Genomic DNA, 22,405 nt, shown 5'->3' on the forward strand with positions numbered 1-22,405 from the left:
GTTAGGTACAAATCCTTTGGTTTTAGATTCCAAAGCCGTCCATGCTCCTTTTCTTACCATTGGCCAGTTGTCATTATCTGAACCTGCTCTTTGTAAGGAAGTGATGCCCTGTCTAGTGTCTAAAGCTGTCCCTGCTACAACGGCAGGTCTGTAACATGCCTGGATACAATTAGCAATCGCATTGTTTATTGCATTAGCATAGGTATAAGTTCCCAGATAAACACCATTCTCTGAAGTTTCCAGAATATTATAGAATCCATTCGCTCCGTAATCTGAAGGAGCATTAGACCCTACCGTAGCATTAGGTGAAATGGTATTGGAAGGATTATCTAAAGTTCCTGAGCTTACCGTTCCGCCATTACCAGTACTGTACGCAGCCGTTCCGGATTCAAATGCATCAGAACAGCCATCATTATCTGAATCTGTATCTTGATGGTTGAATATGCCATCTCCGTCTGTATCATTTGCACACGTTGGTTTAGGATGAGCAGAAGGAATGTAATCAGACGACGCCGTTAAACCTATTTCTGTAATAACAGCATTACTTACAGTACCTGATAATCCTTGCAATCTATATTTACTATAAGCAGTTTGCGAAGCAGCCGGGATAGCAAAGCTCTGAACATTGGATGCGGCTGCTGCAGGTGTATAGGTCTGCAAAATAGTCCAGGAAGTACCATTCCATCCCTCAACATTTACAGAGTTGGCCGTTGTACCCAACGCGTTGGCTGTAGCAGTACTATAACGAATATATAAAGCACTTGCTTTTATAGAAGAAGGCGGTGTAATTTCAAAAACCGTTAAGTTTGCTTTGGTAGAACCATTGGTAAAGGCAAATGTTGTAGCAACATTATTATCATAAACATTAGCAATTGTACCTGTGCTTACAATTTGCGTGGTGACAGTTTTTGGTATGGCAACTTCGGCGGAGGTATAGAAACAAGCCGGGCTTTCCACGGCATCCAGAATACCATCGTTATCATCATCTATATCTGTTATATCATTAATACCATCAGTATCTGTTTGGGCACAAATACTTAAATTATTAGCTAATGCATATTGAGTATAGGTGGAAGTTCCATTATAAACACCACTTTCTGAAGATGTTTCAATACCATTAAAATAGCCGTTTGCGCCATACTGAGATGGTGTACCATTGCCAACATAAGCATTAGCTGTACCGGAAGCTATACCTCCGGAATAGATAGCACCACCGCTTGCAGACATAGATCCTGAAGCACTTACATTTGTAGAAATTCCAGATTCTACAGCATCCGGACAACCATCGCCATCACTGTCTAAATCTAAACGATTAGGAATTCCATCACCATCGGTATCTAGTTCAATACAATTTTTTTCCTTAAAATAAAACTCGGTTGCCCAAGTGCCTTGACTTGAGGCAGTTCCTAATCCGAAATATCTATAATATTTATATGCAATATTATTGTTGGGAAATTCTGCAATATTAGAGTCTGGTTGAGATGACAAACCACTTTGTGTATTTGAATACGTTAAAGTACCGGTGACATCATTCCAGCTAACTCCATCATTACTTCCTTGAACTTTATAGATTGATGTTGTAGTAAATAATGATTGTCCACTATAATGCCCAACCTCCCAATAGGTCAGTACTTTTGCTGTAGGTAATTCAATTCTAAACCATTCGCTGTTAGTTAATGTTCCTGTTGGGGTACGGATAATATAATCGTTAGCATCCACACCATCTACCAGATTAGCTAAAGTTTGTGTACCATCAAAGATATAGTTTATGGTGGCAGGTTTGATTACAATGATCCCCGTTTTAGCGGTAGTGGATACCGTACATGAAATTTCAGCTGCATCCAATACCCCATCATTATCATCATCTATATCAATAAGGTCTCCAACGCCATCTCCATCTGTGTCAGTACAAAGGTTCAACGTACTACTCAATGCATACAGGCTGTAGGTAGCAGTATAGTTTACTGCGCCGGAATCTACAGAAGTTTCTAAAGAATCTTCCAGACCATTGGTTCCCATAGCACCTGTAAATTCATAATTTGGAGTAGTATTTGTAGTAGCTCCACCTTCGTAGGCGTCACTACAGCCATCACCGTCGCTATCCAAATCTAACCTGTTGGGAATACCGTCGCCATCCGTATCTACAAAGCAATTGGCTTTAGGGTGATAAGATGCAATATAATTGGTTAAAGCTACCGTTATCTCACCTATTGTATTGGTTGTTGCTAAAGCTCCCGGTACACTTCCTGTCTGTATTCTGTAATACAAATAAGCCGGTGACGGATTTATAGTAAATACAATCGGTGTTGTAGTAATAACAACAGGAGTATTCGTCAATGGTGTCGACCAGTTAATACCATCATTTGAACCTACCACCACTGCATTAGCACCGGAAGTACTGCTGATATCATCAGAAACCGTAATACTGGAAATCTTAACCGGTGTAGGGTATTTTATTGTAAATAAATTGCTTCCTGTAGGGTTTTGTGCTGCACTGTATGCATTAAAGTTAAATGTAGCTGCGGTAGATCCGTCATGCAATAGCTGCATATCACTATCCAATTCGGTATTATCTGGACTTATAAATTGCGATGTAATTGTAAGAGCTGCATTGCTTTCTGCTTCTGTATAGAAACATGTAGGTGATTCCACAGCATCCGGAATACCGTCATTATCATCGTCAATATCTTCGATAAGGTCGCTAATGCCATCACCATCATCATCTGCACAAACATTTGATGTTCCGTCAACAGCATAAATATTATAGGTTGAGATATAATTGGTCTGTCCATTCAGGTCAGGATCTACGCTGTCATTAAGACCGTCATTGTTGGTATCTGTTCCTGCCGGGCTCAATTGGCTTCCTATGAGCTTATCAGCTGCAATCCCATAGCTTGTTCCGTTATTATTGGTAGTAGAAGACGGTGTACTCACATCTGTTGCAGGGCTTACATTAGATTCTGCTAAATCTGAACAGCCATCGCCATCGCTGTCAAGATCCAAATAGTTTGGAACTCCATCTCCATCAGTATCTCTTGGAACACCAGCACAGCCTTGTGTGTTTTCCTTATATAAGATTATTCCATCTATTCCCAAATAATTTCCATCTCCACCTGCCAGCACATCTATAGTTATATTTGGGCTTGTAGATGTAGCTACAAAAGATATTTTTGATTTTTCCCAGCTCTTAACATTGTTGCCGTTATAAGTCATCATACTAGAGAGGTAAACAACACCATCGATAGTAAATCTGAGCTGAGCTTGCCGCCCAACGGTTGTTACACCATTTACTCCTCCAAAAATCTGGTTAAATTCAAAAAAGTAGGTTTCACCAACTTGTACGCCTTTTGATACGGGTACTTCTGTACTTATAGCTTCATTAAGAAAACCATTATAAATAGCGGCAAATATATTGCCATCAGGGGTTGGTGGCACACCATTCATCGCTCCACCCCAATTTCCTACTCCATTCAAAGAGAATCCTCCTTTCCATGTATCAGGACTGTTTGTGGGCGTCCATCCTGTAGGGCCCAGTGTAGAATTAAGACTGCCTGTATTCGTACTTTCTTCCCACGCAACACCAGCAGCACTCTCAAACGAACCATCTACAACACCTTCCAGTAATGAAGTACACGAACCATTTTCTATTACATCTGTTATTCCGTCATTGTCGTCATCAATATCAATAATATCTCTTATACCATCACCATCTGTATCTGCACATACACTAACAGCTGCATTAGTAGCATATAAATTGTAGGTTGAGGTATAATTGATCGTACCTGTTGTCCCGTTTTCAAACTGGTCAAGCAATCCGTTGTTATTGGCATCTGTACCTGTATTGAATGTTGTGATATTGTTGCTGGTAAATGCTGTATTTCCAGCCTCAACACTATCGCTACAGCCATCACCGTCGCTATCAAGATCGTGATGATTAAGAATACCATCATTATCTGTGTCTGTACTGCAGCTTGCCTTTGGATATAAGCTTGCATTAAAAGTACTAGAATTAAAATTAACTTCGTGCAACCTTACTCCACTGGTTGTAGAACCTGACAAGCCTCTTATCCTGAATTTCAAATAACCAATTGTAGGATGCAAGGTGTTTGTAAATGTATAAGTTGTATTTGCAGTACTCATTGCCTGAGCTGCAGATAAGGCTACCCAATTTGTCCCATCATAACCTTCCAGCTGAAAGCTACTGGCCGGAAATGCATTATTTATTCCGATCTGGATCGTCATTGTAGTTAAAACAATCTTATTACCACCTGGAACGGAATATTCAATAAGATTTTTTCCTGCATTGTTAGCATTGGCAGCTAATCCTACATAGGTAGTTGTATTGTTGTCATATACTACCGACAGAGAAGACTGGTTTCCAGCAATAAATGCAAAATCTGTAGTGTAATCTCCGGCTGCTTTTAATTCTGCTGCGGTATAAAAACAAGAAGGACTTTCATCAGCATCCGGGATCCCGTCATTGTCATCATCAATATCAGTCAGATCGGGAAGACTATCACCATCTCTGTTGGCGCAAATGCTGTAATTTTTTGCAATAGCATATTGATAAGTGTAAGTACCATTATAAGTGCTACTTTCAGGACTTGTTTCTATATTGTTAAAGAATCCGTTAGCACCGTATTGAGAAGGAGTTCCATTACCCACATAAGCATTTGCTGTTCCTGAGGCAATACCCCCTGAATAAATTGCACCGCCACTGGCAGACATAGACCCCGAAGCACCCACATTATTTGAAACGCCTGTCTCTACTGCATCAGGACAACCGTCACCATCACTATCTAGATCTAAGTGATTGGAAATGCCGTCATTATCTGTATCTGTAAAAGCATACGTGCAGGCACTGCCCGAATTTATATTTTRCAACGTAGGTAATAAAAATGCTCCGTCTGTACTGTTGCCGGTAACAGAAGTGGAAGCCGCTTTTAATTCTATAGAAATAGTGCTGGAAGGTGCCGTGAAAGTAAATTCAAAAGTTTTCCATTGTGTACCATCGGCAACCAAACTAAGAGTTTGCTGAGCAACACCATTAATATAAAGCGTTGTAGAAGGAGCATTCTGACCAAAGTATAAAAATGGAATTTTAAATGTATATATTTGCCCCTGCACAACACTTACATTAGAAAATTTTACAATAGCTTTTGCTGTTGTAGTACATTCGAAATTAGTTCCCAATATCGTAGAACCATTTCCATAACCGCTTGGTAAGTTTGTTGCGCTATTAACTGCGGTACAACCTGCATCACCCAATTTATAGTAGGCTATCACAGAACAGGCACTTCCAAAATTACAATTTCCTGTTTCCACGGTATAATCCGTATAAGGCTGCAAAGCAAAACCGGAAGTTCCCATATCAACCAGCCCTTTGCAGACCAGTCCTTCATTTATATCCAATACTCCATCATTATCGTCATCAACATCGATAGAATCATTAACCCCATCACCATCAGTATCTGAACACGCTTTGATTGTATTGTTAATAGCATAAGAAACATAGGAGGACGAATAGTTTACAATTCCATCCCCATCCGGATCAACATTATCTACCAATCCATCATTATTTGTATCTACATCAGGAAATTGATAGTTATTTGATATATTGGCAGTTGCCGCAGATTCATAAGCATCGGAGCAGCCATCGCCATCACTGTCTAAATCAAAATGGGGTAAAATGCCATCCCCATCAATATTACCATCCGTGCAGGTTGTCTTTGGATAGAATGAAGCTACATATGAAGCCTGATTAAAATCAAAGTAAACTTCTGAAGCATTTTGTGCTACAATATTAGAAGCCACTGCACCTGTTATCCTAATGTATTTGTATGCCGTTGCAGTATTTAGCGTTACCGGATATTTTATAGATGTGGTTACACTTACAGAACCGTTTACGGTAGTATTTGTAGCCGGTGTCTGAGAGATAGCAGCTGACAAATCTACCCAGTCAGTACCATTATTGGTATTTGAACCCTGTATTTTCGTAGTGCCGGCAAATTGCGTTGTCGTATTAAATTGTAAATATAATGCATTTAACCTAACTGCCTTGGCGAAGGTAAAAAGATACACATTTGCATTAAGAATTGGCTGTGTAGGTGTAGCGGAGAAAGTAACAGCATTTACATTTCCAACATTATCTAAAAGACTGCTAAAATTGCCAAGTGTTGTTGTTAAAGAAGAAGTAATGCTAACTCCATTAGTGATAGGTTTCGCTGAATTATTCCATTCATTTGCAGTATAGTAGCATGAAGGGTTTTCTACAGCGTCCGGCACGCCATCATTATCATCATCCAAATCAATAGAATTGATAATGCCATCGCCATCGAAATCATCATTCGGTCCCGTTTGGGCGTAGATGATACCTGATGAGAGGAGGGAAAGGAGAAATATCTGGCAACGCAGAAATTTCCCAAGGGTAGTTTTTTCTATCATAACTTGTATTTTATTTAAAATTAATTGTTTACTAAAAAAATATATGACTAACTCATAAAATGTAAATTTGACAACATTACACATATATTAAGTAAACAAATATTCAGCTACAAAAGTATACAAATTTCATCTAAAACAACATTAAATACTTTTAAAATATAAAATTTAATTGTTTTTTTTAATATTTCACATAAAAACCCAATCCCAACTGATGCGTTTCCTTAATAAAAACCAAGGTAATAATGAAAAATATTCAACAAGCATCTCAATTATGAAAATTAATTTTTATTTGTTTTACTAAAAAGTTAAATACAGTTTACAAAGTGAGCCAAGAATCTCTGTAATGATGGTTTTAAAAAAAATTTATCGTTATTTGTTTTTTCGTATGTAATTTTTATTACATTTGGAGAAACAAAAACACAAATCTCATGAAACACTACAGTTCCCGGCTTACTGCCAACAATCCCTCCAAACTATTTTTCACCGCAGAGCAATCTATCTGCTTATTATAAACACATTTAAAACAAAAAAAATTATGTCAAAAAATCAAATCAGTGTAGACATCCCTCAGGATGTAGCAGCCCAAATCAGTACAAAATTTCAGGAAATCAAAGACCTGCTTGCCCCTTATATGGGAATAATGACAGCCGATGAACGTAAAAGCCTTCCTAAGATGAGCGATAAAAGCGTTGCTTTCGTCAACAAAGTTATAGAATACACAACAGCCAATCCCAAGTTTATTCCTTCGATGATGGATGCACAAGAATGCAAAAAAGATTATACTGCAAACCAAACCTTATTGCCATTATATGCGGTATCACAGCAGGTAGGAGAAATGATAAAAGATACCATCATGCTTACCGGGCATGAAGCTTATGTGCAGGCTCTTTATTACTATGGCAGTGTAAAGCTGGCTGCCCGTGCAGGCGATGCAGAAGCCAAAACCATTGCCGAAGACCTGAGCAAACGTTTTCCCCGCGGGAAAGCTTCTTTAGACAACAAGACCGGAGGGTTGTAATTATTATATGACCAGCCTTTTATCTCCGGCATCAAAGCTCAGAGCTCAAGTATTTAAGCTTTTTACTTAAATATTTGAGCTTTTAACACAAATATTTGAGCATTTAGGTCAAATTTTTGAGCATCCAAGTCAAATATCAGAGCTTTTTGGTGAAATTTTTGAGTATTTAACTCAATTATCGAAGCTTCCGACACAAATAACCCTGTTATAATTATTAATTAACCTGAGTTCGGAATAAGGTTTCTAACCGCAATGTCAAACAAACAGTTTTAATAATACAGCTTTAAATATTTAAGTTAAACAAAGGCGTTACACTTAACAATGAAATACTATTTGTATTACCTCGATAAGTGGTTTATTTTAAAAACAAAATAGAATATAAAGAAAACTTTGTTTGACTTTGCGATAGGAACTAAATCAAATAACTCATAATTTAAAATAATTCTTATCCCGAACCCACGTTAATTACTATTTGGGAATATGTGATATTATCGGAATAAAATTCTATTACCCTCCATTCTGATTTCATTTACAATCATAAAAAAACCTCTCAGTACCCATTGGACACGAGAGGTTTTCATTTTTAAATCTCTAAATATTTTCTAAGGTTTCCAGAAGCTCCACACCGTACCGTTGAAAACAGCAAGTTGCTTCGCTGTGGTATCGTAAACCATCATTCCCGGTGCAGGATTGATGATATTAAGATGCGGACTTGCCACTTTTGGCAAAATCATCGCCTTATCGGTRTCTTCCAAAATCAARATTCCTGTATCCGAAGTTTGAGTAGTGCCTATCGTAACTTCTGCATCCGTATTTTCYGTATGAGAGTCCTGTATAAGMACACCATCTACAGAAGTTAYGGGATCTATTGTAGTTCCTGTYGCATCTATCGAAAGATCCTTCCAGCCGGATCCATATTTTGTTTTAACCTTATGATCAGAAAGGTCATAAACCACCGTTCCGTTTACGGCTCCTGCAACAGCACCTGTACTTGTTACCCARGGAAGGATCATTCCCCGGTTTYCATTTCCAAATTCTAAAGAAACTGAAGTGTTTACCACWGCTTCTTTTCCTATTGCAACCTGAGCTGAAGTCAGCAGAGTACCCATAAAGARTACTGCTGCTGAAATTATTATGTTATTTTGTGTTATCATTTTTCAATRTRCGTTTTAAATTTAATAAAATTARTCCGGACAAGYCTGTGTGTTAAAGCATTTCCATCCTGTCGGTGTTCCGTCGGTATTAATRTATAAACAGTCTGAAGTGATRTTATACACCATCATCCCTTCTCTCAGATTAGCTGCAGGAATATCCGTGATTTGCTGGGCGGTCAACCTGTTAGGTACAAATCCTTTGGTTTTAGATTCCAAAGCCGTCCATGCTCCTTTTCTTACCATTGGCCAGTTGTCATTATCTGAACCYGCTCTTTGTAAGGAAGTGATRCCCTGTCTAGTGTCTAAAGCTGTCCCTGCTACAACGGCAGGTCTGTAACATGCCTGGATACAATTAGCAATCGCATTGTTTATTGCATTAGCATAGGTATAAGTTCCTAAATAGACACCATTCTCTGAAGTTTCCAAGATGTTATAGAATCCATTTACTCCATAATCTCCGGATGCATTAGATCCCACCGTAGCATTCGGTGAAACTGAACTGGTCGGATTATCTAAAGTTCCCGAACTGACAGTTCCTCCATTAGAAGTACTATACGCTGCTGTGCCGGCTTCAAATGCATCAGAACAGCCATCGTTATCTGAATCTGAATCCAGATGATTGAAAATGCCGTCACCATCAAAATCAGTGGCACACGTTGGTTTAGGATGTGCAGAAGGTACATAACCTGCAGTATTCTGCACAGATGAAACTTCGTACGACGTAATAGCAGGTGTGGTAGTTCCTGCCACTTTTACGATACGGTAGTAGCGGTAGCTGTTTGCTGTGTTGTTGTTAACTGTAAATGTTTTAGGGTTAGCTGTAGCTGCTGTTGGAGCAGTCATCAGTTCATCCCACGCAATTTTATCGTTAGAACCCTGAATTTTTGCAGTGGCATTTGTACCGAAAGTAGTTCCGGCATGCGTTATACTGGTAAGCTTAACTGCTGTAGGATAATCTATATTATAAATCACAGCACCATTAGCCGCTTCATTAATAGCAATGACATTATTGCTGGCAGTTACACTCGTCGCAACTCCGTCATGCATGAAAGGAAGATCTACATTGGTACCGTCATCATTCACCAAAGCGGTAGAGACAGATGCAATAACACCTGCTTCTGCTGAGGTATAGAAGCAAGCCGGGCTTTCCACGGCATCCAAAATTCCGTCATTGTCATCGTCGATATCTGTAATATCATTAATACCATCACCGTCTGTATCGGCACATAAACTTACATTATTAGACAATGCATATTGGGTATAGGTATAAACACCATTATAAACACCGCTATCTGAGCTTGTTTCAATACCATTGAAAAATCCGTTTGTACCATATTGTGAAGATGTGCCATTGCCTACATAGGCATTGGCGGTTCCTGTCGCAATTCCTCCTGAATAGATAGCACCACCACTTGCAGACATAGATCCGGAAGCACCTGTATTGGCAGAAACGCTGGATTCTACTGCATCTGGGCAACCATCGTTGTCACTGTCAAGATCTAAGCGATTTGGTATGCCGTCATTATCGGTATCTATATCTACACAGCTATTGTCTTGAAAGTAAAACTCTGTAGCCCAACCAGTACCTACCGAACCCGAAATACCATAATATCTGTAATATTTATAAGCTGTTTGATTGGAAGAAAAATTCGCTACATTGGAGTTGTTTGCTTGGGTACTTTGTCCGCTTTGGGTTCTAGAGTAGGTTAATGTTCCGGTAAGGTCTGTCCAAACATTGGCATCGTTGCTTCCTTGTACTTTATAGGTACTAGTGATAGAAAACAATGTCTGGCTACTATAATGTGCTACTTCCCAAGACGAAAGTATTCTTGCATAAGGAAACTCTACTCTGAACCATTCCGCATTGCTCAAGGTTCCTGTAGGGTTGTACATCACATATACATTCGCATCCACACCATCCACAAGATCGGCCAAGGTATTGGTTGCACTTGTACCATTCATATTATAATTAATTGTAGAAGGCTTAGTAACTATTACTCCCGTTTTGCTTCCATTAGGGCAATTTTGTTCAGAAGTATCTAAAACTCCATCATTATCATCATCGATATCATCAATATCAGGAATTCCGTCTCCGTCAGTATCTAAACAATAGTTCAACGTATTATTCAATGCATATTGTGAATAGGTTGAAGTACCATTATAAACACCACTTTCCGAACTTGTTTCAATACCATTAAAGTATCCATTTGCTCCGTATTGACTTGTTGTACCATTGCCAACATAAGCATTAGCTGTACCGGAAGCTATACCTCCAGAATAGATACTTCCGCCGCTTGCAGACATTGATCCTGCAGTGCCTGCGTTTCTTGATACACCAGCTTCTACTGCATCAGGGCAGCCATCGCCATCGCTGTCTAAGTCTCTGTGATTCGTAAAACCATCACCATCTGTATCAACCAAACAGTTTATCGGTTTAGGGCTTGCAGAAGGGTTATACGTTGCGGTATTAACAGTTCCTACAACTTCGTAGTTTGTAAATGTTGGCTGGGTACTTCCCACCGTTGACACACGAATTCTATAATAACGATACAGATTATTTACATTTAGTGTTACCGGCCAGATTTTTGGGCTTCCTGCACTTGTAGCTACAGGAGCTGAAACAGCAGTGTAACTTACATCATCATTTGAACCTTCCAAAACAGCGAACGAGCCAGTACCCCAACTTGCAGTAGCTGTATGTACAACCATTTGAGTTAGACCAATTGCTGTAGGATACTGCACTTTATAAATTATAGTTGAAGTCGTACCAAGTTGATTAGCCGGAATAATATGGTTAGAAGCCGCAACAGTTGTCGTAATATTATCATGCATCGTCGGTATATCCGTACTCGGAGCAACAGCTACCGAATTTACTGTTGAACCCGCTATTCCTGTTGAAATCATTACCGGAACTACCGCTTCAGATGCCGTATARAAACAAGATGGACTTTCTATAGCATCTAAAATACCGTCATTATCATCATCTAAATCCACAGAATCTGTGATCCCATCACCGTCGGTATCTAAACATCCCGGAATAGCAAACTCAAAAATATTATTGGCATAATTACACTCCGGATAACTGCCAAGAAAATCTGACTGATCAACCAAGACTGTCATATCAGGATTGGTATTAACTGCTATATAAATATTGTTTACCGGAAGAGATGTTGGAGGAATTCCAAACTGAAGAGTTTGAGTAATTGAACTTCCAGCCGGGATATTTTGGTTAGTCTGAGTTTGATAGATCAAGCTTGCTGTACTAACTGTTCTTGGATCTTTATCATATACATAGATATAGATCTTATTTTCCATCGCAGCACTCCCCGTATTATCTATCTGATATTGAATATTAATATTTGAGCAGTCTGCAATACCATCTGTATTGAGATTAGTTATAGCAGCCGACCCTACAGAAATATCCGGTGCTGCAATAAAGCCTTCAGGAGAAATAACTTCCAACGGATTGAGCTGAGTATTGAATTGATTCAACACATCATTACCAGCTCCATTAAAAGAAGCTAAAATATCTTGCTGATACTGCGGAATACTGCCATCATCATTTACATTTACAATATTATAGCTCAGCTGGTTCCAGATAGGTCTTGCAGGCATCCAAGGGTGGCTTACTGATTCAAATATACATATATTCCCACCACAAGACTGCACAATTTCAGCTTCTCCGTCGTTGTCTATATCTGCAACGATAGGATGTTCCCATCCCGTACCACTGCTACAAGCAAAAGATGCGTAATTTCTGTTAGCAGCCACATTCGACGGAGCATACGCCATAGGACCTCCATAGAGTATTCTAAGCGTAGTTTCATCTCTGTAGACAATCTCTTTATTACCGTCTCCATTAAAGTCAAATGCCACCATACTTGTTGCAGCACTTCCATCTGTAGTAGCAAGTGTATACAGAGGAGCAGCGCTTCCCGCATTATAAGCTGTAAGAGTAGTACCAACCAGTACAATGATCTCGGGATAATTTACTTTAGAATTGTTTTTTATGCCATCATCTGCCAAATCATCATCATATACATTCGAAATAAACGGCAAGGGACGTTGAGCTCCACCGTTTCCAGGCAAATCCATTATTAATTGGTTGGTTTGAGGTGTCCATGCATAAATTGACCCGCCGATATTTGAGACCACAACATCCATTAAGCCATCTAAGTTTATATCTGCAATAGCGGTAGGACCATCTAAATTGGCATCTGAAGAACCTGTAAAGTTTCTCGCTAGCTCCACTTGTCCGGTAGCTACATTTACAGCATAAATCTGATTTCCTGCAATAATTTCCAAGCCAGAACAAAGTGCACATTCTGATGCAGGCAAAATGTCGTAAGCAAAAGATATACCTCCTCCGGGCACACCAATGTTACCAAATGCCGTCCCAACAGTCATTCCGTTAATAACATTGGTAATACAAGGGCCTGTAGTACAAGAAAAATTAACCGAAAAAATCTGGTTTCCGAGATAGAGTTCGGGGGTGCCATCCTGATCAAAATCTGCGATTCCCAACCCATTGGTGTAAGCAGATCCGGAGCTTAAAACAGTAGAATTTATTACAGGAGAAAGAAAGCTTTGCCATGCTGTACCATTATACCGCAAAACAGCCACTTTGTTGGTACTTGTAACATACGCAATTTCCAGATAGCCGCTTCCATCCAGCTGTCCTATTGCCAATGAATTGGGGCGAGCTCCAAAGTTCCCTTCCGGCGCAGGAATGGAAAACTTAGGAACCAAAGTTGTAGAATTCAATACAGCTATAGTGGTATTAGCATCATTAAATGAAATAATATCTGCAATGCCATCTCTGTCAATATCTGCAACCATAGGTGTCTGATAAGCAGAAGCAGATCCGTAAGGTGCACATGCCGTATTTTGAATTTCAAAATTAGAAATAAATTTGTCTGTTACGCATGTTGCCAAGTTATAGCAATTGCTATCATAGCCATCAATTCTTCCGTCGCCGTCATTATCTATTCCATCATTACAGATTTCTGCGTTTAAAGGAGAAATTGCAGCATTTATTGCATTGGGATAATATGAAGAATTATAATTCGGGATACCGTCATTATTAGCATCTACCGCATCCACAAGACCATCACCGTTAGAATCGATATTAGGAAACTGGTAATTCGGAGTGGTTACCGTTGTAGCTCCGGCCTCTAAGGCATCACTGGCATTATCATTATCACTGTTCAAATCAAAATGATTAAGAATAGTATCTCCGTCTGTGTCATTAGTACAGCTTGCTTTAGGATAAAAAGAAGCAACGTATTCGGCAGTATTAAAATCAAAATATACTTCTGAAGCATTCTGCGCTGCGATATTAGAAGCTGCAACACCTGTTATCCTGATGTATTTATAAGCTGCAGCTGTATTAAGGGTAACAGGATATTTAATAGAAGTAGTAACACTCACTGATCCATTTACAGTAACATTAGGACCTGCGGCTGCTCCTACTGCTGCAGATAAATCTACCCAATCGCTACCATTGTTGGTATTTGAACCCTGTATTTTCGTTGTACCGCCAAATTGAGTAGCAGTATTAAATTTGAGATACAAAGCATTTAGCTTTACAGCCTTTGCAAATGTAAAAAGATAGACATTCGCATTCTGTATGGGCTGCACCGGCGATGCAGAAAATGTAACAGCTGTTACGTTATTCACCCCGTCCAGCAATTGACTGAAATTTCCGGTAGTTGTAGTAAGAGCCGAAGAGACAGTCACACCATTAACAGTGGGCTTGGCCAAAGTATTCCACTCACTTGCCGTATAGTAACACAAAGGGCTTTCTACAGCATCCGGAACACCATCATTATCATCATCCAAATCAATAGAATTGATGATGCCATCGCCGTCAAAATCGTCATTCGGTCCCGTTTGGGCAGACAAGGTACAAAATGATGCTAAAGAAAACAGTAAAATTTGGCAACATAAAAATCGCCAGAGAAAAGATTTTTTTATCATAGTATATGGATTATTAGCAAAACAATTTTTATAAAGTAAATTACAGAGAAAATTTGCTTTATTTTCAATGTGTTAAGTTAATTAAATTTTCATTTACAAAATCGTTTATTACAATAATATCGCATATTAATTAATTTTAATATAAAAATAACACACAAAACAAAATTATCTCATAATATTTTCACATAATTTCACATAAAATTCACATAATGATAAATCAATATTGTTGAATTATTCGTTTTTTAATGATAAAAACCGTGGGAAAATTCTAATAATTACCACAATACAGAAAAAAAATCCACTTTTATATGATAAGATATAATAAATTATCAAAAGAACTTTACAATCACGAAAACTTTAGAAAAATAAAAATGTAGTTCTAAAGAAGCTCCTTTAAAACTTTAATTATCATCGTCTGGTAAACAATTCTTTAGTGAAACCTGTTGTGCATTTTGTTTTTTTGTTTTTCGAAAACAATTGAAATCGAAGATTCGAAGGAGTCAAACTGCTTTCTTTATCTTTATTTAAAGTATAATTTGTAGTTTTTTGTCTTTCGTTGCGTAATAATTATCGCAAGGTTAAACAAAGTTTTTTTATATAAAAATTGCTTTTTTTTTAAGACAAACAAAGCCACTTCGTTTATAATAAGAAATACAAATGAAAAATTGACACCGATTATCAATCCTTTAATTTATTTCAAAATGCACGAAGGGTTTATTGAAACATAACTTTTCAAAAACAGATGAGATCGTTATAAATCTGCAGTATTTTCGATAAGCTTCACGTCTTTTTCACGCAACCTGATTTCCAGCCAGTTTTTAAACTTTGCTTTATCTTCTAATTTACCTGAGTAAATAAGTATAAATTTAAGCGTTGCGCTGTCTGTTTTCGGGTACTCTTCAATCTTTCCGTAGGAAATACCATTAAGAGAAGGATAAATTGCCTTGATTTCCTGCAGCAAAGTAGAATCGGAAATCTTGTAGCCATCGAGTTCCTGGCGTATTTTAGAAATGGCAATATCTTTCTCTGAAATATTGATATTATTTTTATTGATCTCATTAAGGATTTCAGACTTTACATCATCAGAACTCTGCCTGATATTGAATTTAGTATTTACAAGACCATTACTAACAAGCATTTTATTGTAAGATGCAACCTCCTCTTCACTGAAGTTTTTATTTAAAAAAGCAATATCTATCGACTTAGGACTTGTGTTGTAATTAATTTTCTTATAAATAATGGTATATCCTTTATTGTCAAATTCTTTCTGAATAAACTGCTCTGCCGTTCTTATAAATTGTTTTTCGTTAAAAAGGTTATAGGCGAGATAGAAACTTGGAACAATCATGATAAGAATAAGCGCTGTAATCCCATAACGAATTCTTTTTTCATATTTATTATCAATAATCACCGAAGGGTATTTAAGATATTTTACCACGAAGAAAGTGGCAATACAAATAAAGAAGCAATTGATAATATAAAGATAAAACGCTCCAAAAAAATAAGAAAAATTTGAGGTAGCCAATCCAAAACCTGCAGTACACAAAGGCGGCATCAATGCTGTTGCAATAGCCACTCCGGGAATAGGATTTCCTTTTTCAACTCTCGTTATGGCAATAATCCCCACCAAACCACCAAAAAACGCAATTAAAACATCATAAATATTGGGAGCCGTTCTTGCGAGTAATTCCGACTGTACATCTTTGAAAGGACTGATGTAAAAATAAAGCGAAGAAACAGTAAGACTTACAAGAGTAGCGATTAAAAGGTTTTTAATTGATTTTTTCAGCAAAGGAAAATTGTAAGTACCCAATGCAAAGCCGGCTCCAACGATCGGACCCATTAAAGGGGAAATAAGCATCGCACCAATAATTACAGCAGTAGAATTTACATTAAGCCCGACAGATGCAATAATAATTGCACAAGCCAAAATCCACAGGTTTGAACCCCTAAAGGAGATGTTCGAAATTACATTTTCAAGTACTTTTTCTTTTTTTTCTTCACCATTATGAAGATTAATAAAGTTAAATAAGCTATTAATCATTTTTGTTTTTTTAAAAGTTAAAAATAGGATTTTCAATGGTAATTCTCATTAAAATATTAAAGTTTGACCACAACTTATAAATATTCTATGCAAATTTTCATCTAATTAACTTATTTTCAAACTTTTACTACTATAAAAAAAACCTAAAAGGGCTTATCATATTATTACTWCATCCAGATAACAAATACATTAAATACAATAATAGAACAGATTTACAGAATTTATAAACAAAAAAATTAAAGGAATTATAATCAAAATAAAAAAGCAATCGTCTGAAAATCAAACGATTGCTATAATTAAAAGTAGACCCACAGGGATTCGAACCCCGAATGACGGTACCAAAAACCGGAGTGTTACCGTTACACTATAGGTCTGTTTTATTTTGGTGATGCAAATTTAAAGCTTTTTTCTTTATTTGCAAATCCTTTTTTTATTTTTCTTTAAATTTACAGGTATAAATTAACCTCCTGAATATGCTGATCGACTTCAATAATCTCGAAATTAATAATTTACATCCGGCAACTGATTTTGAAGAAAAAGTGATTTTTTTTCTCAAAGAATGGTTCTCAGATTCAAAAACGGTAAAAGTGCAGACTTCTGGATCTACCGGTGTTCCCAAAATTATTGAGATTGATAAACAAAAGATGGTAAATTCAGCAGAGATGACCTGCAATTTTTTAAATTTAAAAGAAGGAAATACTGCTTTAGTTTGTTTGCCTGTCGAATATATTTCGGGAAAGATGATGATCGTAAGAGCCATTACGAAAAAGCTAAAATTACTGATCTCAGATCCCGCTTTAAAACCTTTAGAAAATTTAAAAGAAAATATCGATTTCTGTGCGATGACGCCATTACAGGTCGAAAACTCATTAGATAAAATTCACTTTATACAAAACCTGATTATTGGCGGAGCCGCTGTTTCTGAATCTTTAAAAAAGAAAATTTCTCAAACACTCCTATCTTCCCACGCTCCCACTCAGATTTACGAGACCTATGGAATGTCTGAAACCCTTTCTCATATTGCTTTAAAGGAAATCTACCCTACTCAGGATGAATATTTTAAGATTTTTGATGGTATTGAAATCTCAACTGATGAAAGAAACTGTCTGAAAATTTCTGCTCCGCAACTCAATTCTGAAATTTTACAGACAAACGATTTAGTGGAAATCAAAAATAAAAATCAGTTTAAATTTTTAGGAAGAATAGATAATGTAATTAATTCAGGGGGAGCAAAAATATTTCCTGAACAGCTTGAAGCTCTGGTAAAACAAGAAATTCCGRATGAAGTAGTATTTTTAGGGTTAAAAGATGAAAGTTTGGGACAGAAATTGATTTTAGTGATTGAAGGTAAAGAATCTGAATTGATACGCCAACAACTATCAACCATCAACTATCAACAAAAATTTCATAAGCCTAAAGAAATTATTTTTGTAGAAAAAATACCGAGAACTTCGAATGGGAAAGTAAACCGGTTGGAATTAAAAAATATTTTTGAGTAAATATTTATTCTTAATTGCTTTAAACCACCCCGTCAAAAATTCTTGCGAATTTTCGCCACCCCTCCAAAGGAGGGGAATTTAAGCCGCTAAAAAAATTACTATGAAAAATTTCACCACAGAACTTACTTATAAAACTTCCCGAAGCAGCGGCGCAGGTGGACAAAACGTGAATAAAGTAGAAACTTCGGTTACTGTAATGTGGAAGGTCTCGGATTCAGAATTCTTTAATGATTTTCAAAAAAAATTAATCAGCGAAAAACTTAAAAACCGGATTAATCTGGATGGGATTTTACAGCTTACCGTTTCAGAATCCAGAACGCAGCTGCAGAATAAAAAAATTGCTACTGAAAAAATCCTTGAAATTGTTAATCAGGCGATTATTATTCCGAAAAAAAGACTCAAAACAAAGCCATCCAAATCATCAGTTGAGAAAAGAATCCAGCAGAAAAAACAGCATTCTGACAAAAAAGAAAACAGACGTTTTAAATATTAACTTAATTTTTAATTCTCTCAATAAGGAAAAACAGTATTTTTGCGGAAAAAATTTCTGAATGATTAAAAAAGTATTCGCATTAGGATTATTTTCAATGTCCTTAATGTCATTAGCACAAAAAATTTCTATTGCTCCGTCGTTTGGTTACGCATGGAGAGTCAACAAAATTTCACCAGCTTTATCTCCGGAAGAACGCAGCTACATCAAAGGTCTTAAAAACGGAACCAATTTCGATGTTGCCCTTCGTTATGAAATTAAAAATGGTTTGCATATCGGTTTTAAATATTCCAATTACAGTGCATCTCATACAGGAAGATTTAGCTCAATTGACAATATGGGAAATATTGTAAGCGCAACAGTAAGTACTAAAGATGCAATTAATTTTTACGGTCCATCTTTCACGGTAACCAACTATGACCAGCCAACAAAACATAAATTCCTTTTGGATGCTGCATTGGGAGCGATGAGCTATACAACAAAAACAGGAGATGTAAAAGGTAAAGGCAATACATTGGGTGCAGAAGTAGATTTTGCGTATCAATATCAAATCAACAAGCATCTTTTAATTGGTCCGAAAGTCGGGCTTTCCGGAGGTGCGCTTAGAAAAATGTCTTATAACGGGCAGGTTGTTGACTTTGGAGAAGATAACAGGGAAGGTTTAAGCAGAGTTTCTCTGGCAGCATCCGCTACATTCCGTTTTTAAGTTTTATCTTTGCAAAAAATAAAAAAATGAGCAAACCGATTACTGAGTTCATAGAAAAATATTATCTGCACTTCAATGCAGCAGCTTTGGTAGACGCATCAAAAGGATATGTTGCCCATCTTAAAGACGGCGGAAAAATGATGATCACTTTGGCTGGAGCAATGTCTACTGCCGAATTAGGAAAAATTTTAGCGGAAATGATCCGTCAGAACAAAGTAGATTTCATTTCTTGTACAGGTGCAAACCTTGAAGAAGATTTGATGAATCTTGTAGCGCATTCTCACTACGAAAGAGTGCCACATTACAGAGATTTGACGGCTCAGGATGAGTGGGATCTTTTGGAAAGAGGCTTAAACAGAGTTACAGATACTTGTATTCCTGAAGAAGAAGCATTCAGAAGACTGCAAAAACACATCGTTGAAATCTGGAAAGATGCCGAAGCTAAAGGTGAGAGATATTTCCCGCATGAATTTATGTACAAAATGATTCTTTCTGGAGTGTTGGAGCAGTATTACGAAATTCCGAGAGAAAATTCATGGATGATCGCAGCAGCTGAGAAAAACCTGCCAATTGTTGTTCCGGGATGGGAAGATTCTACAATGGGTAATATTTTTGCATCTTACTGCATTAAAAGTGAGCTTAAAGCAACAACAATGAAGTCAGGAATTGAATACATGACGTATTTGGCTGATTGGTACACAAAAAATTCAGACGGAAAAGGAGTTGGATTCTTCCAGATTGGTGGAGGTATCGCAGGAGATTTCCCTATTTGTGTAGTTCCGATGCTGTATCAGGATATGGAAATGCATGACATTCCGTTCTGGTCTTATTTCTGCCAGATTTCAGATTCTACAACATCTTACGGATCTTACTCTGGAGCTGTTCCGAATGAGAAAATTACTTGGGGTAAACTAGACATTACAACTCCGAAATACATCGTTGAAAGTGATGCTACGATTTGTGCACCATTAATGTTCTCTTACATTTTGGAAAATTAATTTTATAATTAAATCATATATTTAAAAGGCTTATTTATTAAGCCTTTTTTTAGTTAATTTACCGCAAAAGTTTCAAAAGAATAATTAAAAAACAGCGATTMAAAACTTGCAAAATACAACTGTTTAGCTAGCTTACTATTTTGTAAATTTTAAAAATTTTAATCGAGATAATCTTTGATTCTTTTGCAGCTAAAAATAACTAAATACTTTATTGTTATCACTTGGAAACTCTTCAGAAAAATAAATTTGATGCTTTAACCGGAATGCGCGCCATTGCCGCAATCATGGTTTTTGTGTATCACAACCGGAAATACTGGCGTTACGATTTACCTTTTGAGATCATGCGTTTCATCAGCGAATGGCATATTGGTGTTGCCGTATTTTTTGTGTTGAGCGGATTTTTGCTGGCTTACCGCTACGAAGAAAAACCTTTAGAATCAAAAAAGTCATATTTAAAATATATTCTCCTCAGAATTGCAAGAATTTTTCCTTTGTACTGGATTTTGCTGAGCTGCTATTTTCTCGATACCGCTTATTCAAAAGATGTAAAAACCTATTTTCTGCAATATTCTCTTTTTTATTCTTTGTTTGAAAAATATTCTGTTTCGGGGATTGTGCAGGCTTGGTCGTTAACGGTAGAGTTTTTCTTTTATTTTCTGTCGCCGTTTTTATTTTTATTGCTGAAGAAAAGCTGGAAATACTGTCTTCTGTTTTTAATCGCATTTTTCTTTTTAGGATGGGGAATCGGTTATGGTTTAAAAGAATTTAACGGAAACCCAAAAGGTTTTTTATATCCTTTAAAATTTATGACCGGAAGTACATTTTTCGGCCGAAGCCTTGAGTTTTTCTTCGGAATGCTTCTCGCATATTTAATGAAAAACAAAAAAGGAATTCAGTTTTTAAACAAGATTAAAAAACCCACGCTTTGGAGCGGAATCTCAATTTTAATTTTAATTTTTGCCATCAGATTTTTTGCAAGAAATAACTTCGTTCACGGCGTTGAAAGATGGGAAGGACGACTGATTCACGAATTGTTTTTACCCGCAGCAATTATTATTTTCTTTTGGGGATTGATGACCGAAAAAACATGGGTTTCAAAAGTTCTTTCTACAAAGTTTTTCATTTTGCTCGGAAATGCTTCTTTTGTTTTTTATCTGATTCATTTCAGTTATTTCAATATGAAATTAAAATCCTACGTCTTCCTTCCGGACAACAATTTTGTTTTACTCTGGATTTTTTCAATCATTATTTATCTTTTAATTGAGAAACCTTTGTATGAGTCTTGCAGAAAGTTGATTGCTAAAATTAAATAGTTTGATACTCTCGCAAATTTAACGGATCACGCAGATTTTTTTAGAAATTGGAATTAAAGCATTTTTCAAACATTAAGATTTTAAGATAAATCATTACTATTTTTAAGAATCAATAAATTGATTTTGGATAAGTTTATTAAGTTTCATATTAATAAAATCTGTGAAAATCGGTGCAATCTGTGGGAAATCTTATCTGCCTAATCAGCGTAAGTGAAAAAGAAAATCAATCCAAAGAATTAATCAAAACAAAATAACGATATGCCAGAATTCCCTTCTGAAATTTGGTAAGCTTCAACGGATCTTTATCGCTTAACTTCGGTAAAATCTTTTTATTAATGGAATTAAGAAACCTGAAAATCGATTTTTTCATAACTTTATATTTTAAATGATTTTAAAATAACATCCAAAAATAATGCAAAAATAAAATGAACGAAATTTTTAAGCAACAAGTCTGGGAAATCACCAAATTAGTTCCGAAAGGAAGAGTAACGAGCTATGGAGCAATAGCCAAAGCAGTAGGTTTTCCAAACCATTCGCGTCATGTAGGGAAAGCAATGGGTGGCTGTCCGAAAGATGTTCCTGCTCATCGGGTGATTTCAAGCTCGGGAACTTTATCGGTTCCGGAATTTCAATCGAGGCTGGAAGCTGAAGGAATTGTTGTTGATCATTTCAGAGTGAAAAATTTTAAAAACCTATTTTGGAATCCTTTGGATGAATTATAAACTTTTATTGGATAAATAAGTTTCGGCGGCGCCAAAGG

General features: G+C 36.8%; 12 protein-coding genes and 1 tRNA gene. 7 read left to right on the forward strand and 6 right to left on the reverse strand.

Annotated elements, in window-relative coordinates; translation table 11 throughout:
- Positions 1-6,444, reverse strand: a 6,444-nt coding sequence (locus AB4Y90_RS04575) for a hypothetical protein (RefSeq protein ID WP_441556258.1), incomplete at its 3' end; no start/stop codon positions are given.
- Positions 6,445-6,979: 535 nt separating this feature from the next.
- On the opposite strand from AB4Y90_RS04575, the gene AB4Y90_RS04580 reads away from it, so the two are divergent.
- On the forward strand, positions 6,980-7,462 hold the full coding sequence (locus AB4Y90_RS04580; protein WP_441556259.1) for a hypothetical protein: 483 nt from the start codon (positions 6,980-6,982) through the stop codon (positions 7,460-7,462).
- Positions 7,463-8,064: 602 nt separating this feature from the next.
- Here the strand turns inward: AB4Y90_RS04580 and AB4Y90_RS04585 are convergent.
- From AB4Y90_RS04585 to AB4Y90_RS04600, 4 genes are all read right to left on the reverse strand, one after another.
- Complete coding sequence (locus AB4Y90_RS04585) at positions 8,065-8,571, reverse strand: hypothetical protein (protein ID WP_441556260.1); 507 nt, start codon at positions 8,569-8,571, stop codon at positions 8,065-8,067.
- Between the two features lie 75 nt (positions 8,572-8,646).
- Positions 8,647-14,520 carry an FG-GAP-like repeat-containing protein gene (locus AB4Y90_RS04590; protein WP_441556261.1) on the reverse strand — a complete coding sequence of 1,958 codons (5,874 nt, stop codon included), beginning with the start codon at positions 14,518-14,520 and terminating at the stop codon, positions 8,647-8,649.
- 826 nt (positions 14,521-15,346) lie between these two features.
- Positions 15,347-16,639: a DUF389 domain-containing protein gene (locus tag AB4Y90_RS04595; RefSeq protein ID WP_441556263.1), complete on the reverse strand. Its 1,293-nt coding sequence runs from the start codon at positions 16,637-16,639 to the stop codon at positions 15,347-15,349.
- 303 nt (positions 16,640-16,942) lie between these two features.
- Positions 16,943-17,013, reverse strand: a tRNA-Gln gene (locus AB4Y90_RS04600).
- A gap of 99 nt (positions 17,014-17,112) precedes the next feature.
- Between AB4Y90_RS04600 and AB4Y90_RS04605 the strand changes: the two genes are divergently transcribed.
- From AB4Y90_RS04605 to AB4Y90_RS04625, 5 genes are all read left to right on the forward strand, one after another.
- Entirely contained in the window at positions 17,113-18,138 is a 1,026-nt protein-coding gene (locus AB4Y90_RS04605) for an AMP-binding protein (RefSeq protein WP_441556264.1), read from the forward strand.
- Positions 18,139-18,238: 100 nt separating this feature from the next.
- Positions 18,239-18,631: an alternative ribosome rescue aminoacyl-tRNA hydrolase ArfB gene (arfB, locus tag AB4Y90_RS04610; protein WP_441556266.1), complete on the forward strand. Its 393-nt coding sequence runs from the start codon at positions 18,239-18,241 to the stop codon at positions 18,629-18,631.
- Between the two features lie 58 nt (positions 18,632-18,689).
- A complete protein-coding gene (locus AB4Y90_RS04615; RefSeq protein WP_441556267.1) occupies positions 18,690-19,334 on the forward strand; it encodes a hypothetical protein in 645 nt (214 codons plus the stop codon).
- A gap of 26 nt (positions 19,335-19,360) precedes the next feature.
- Positions 19,361-20,332, forward strand: coding sequence for a deoxyhypusine synthase family protein (locus AB4Y90_RS04620; RefSeq protein WP_441556268.1), 972 nt, complete (start codon positions 19,361-19,363; stop codon positions 20,330-20,332).
- Positions 20,333-20,553: 221 nt separating this feature from the next.
- Positions 20,554-21,645 (forward strand): acyltransferase family protein, encoded by a 1,092-nt coding sequence (locus AB4Y90_RS04625; protein WP_441556269.1) that lies wholly within the window; start codon positions 20,554-20,556, stop codon positions 21,643-21,645.
- A 223-nt stretch (positions 21,646-21,868) separates the two neighbouring features.
- Here the strand turns inward: AB4Y90_RS04625 and AB4Y90_RS04630 are convergent, their stop codons facing one another.
- Positions 21,869-22,015 carry a hypothetical protein gene (locus AB4Y90_RS04630; protein ID WP_441556270.1) on the reverse strand — a complete coding sequence of 49 codons (147 nt, stop codon included), beginning with the start codon at positions 22,013-22,015 and terminating at the stop codon, positions 21,869-21,871.
- A 55-nt stretch (positions 22,016-22,070) separates the two neighbouring features.
- On the opposite strand from AB4Y90_RS04630, the gene AB4Y90_RS04635 reads away from it, so the two are divergent.
- Complete coding sequence (locus AB4Y90_RS04635) at positions 22,071-22,367, forward strand: MGMT family protein (RefSeq protein WP_441556271.1); 297 nt, start codon at positions 22,071-22,073, stop codon at positions 22,365-22,367.
- The last annotated feature ends 38 nt before the right edge of the window (positions 22,368-22,405 follow it).

The organism is Chryseobacterium sp. 2TAF14, assembly GCF_052115105.1.
Taxonomy (GTDB): domain Bacteria; phylum Bacteroidota; class Bacteroidia; order Flavobacteriales; family Weeksellaceae; genus Chryseobacterium.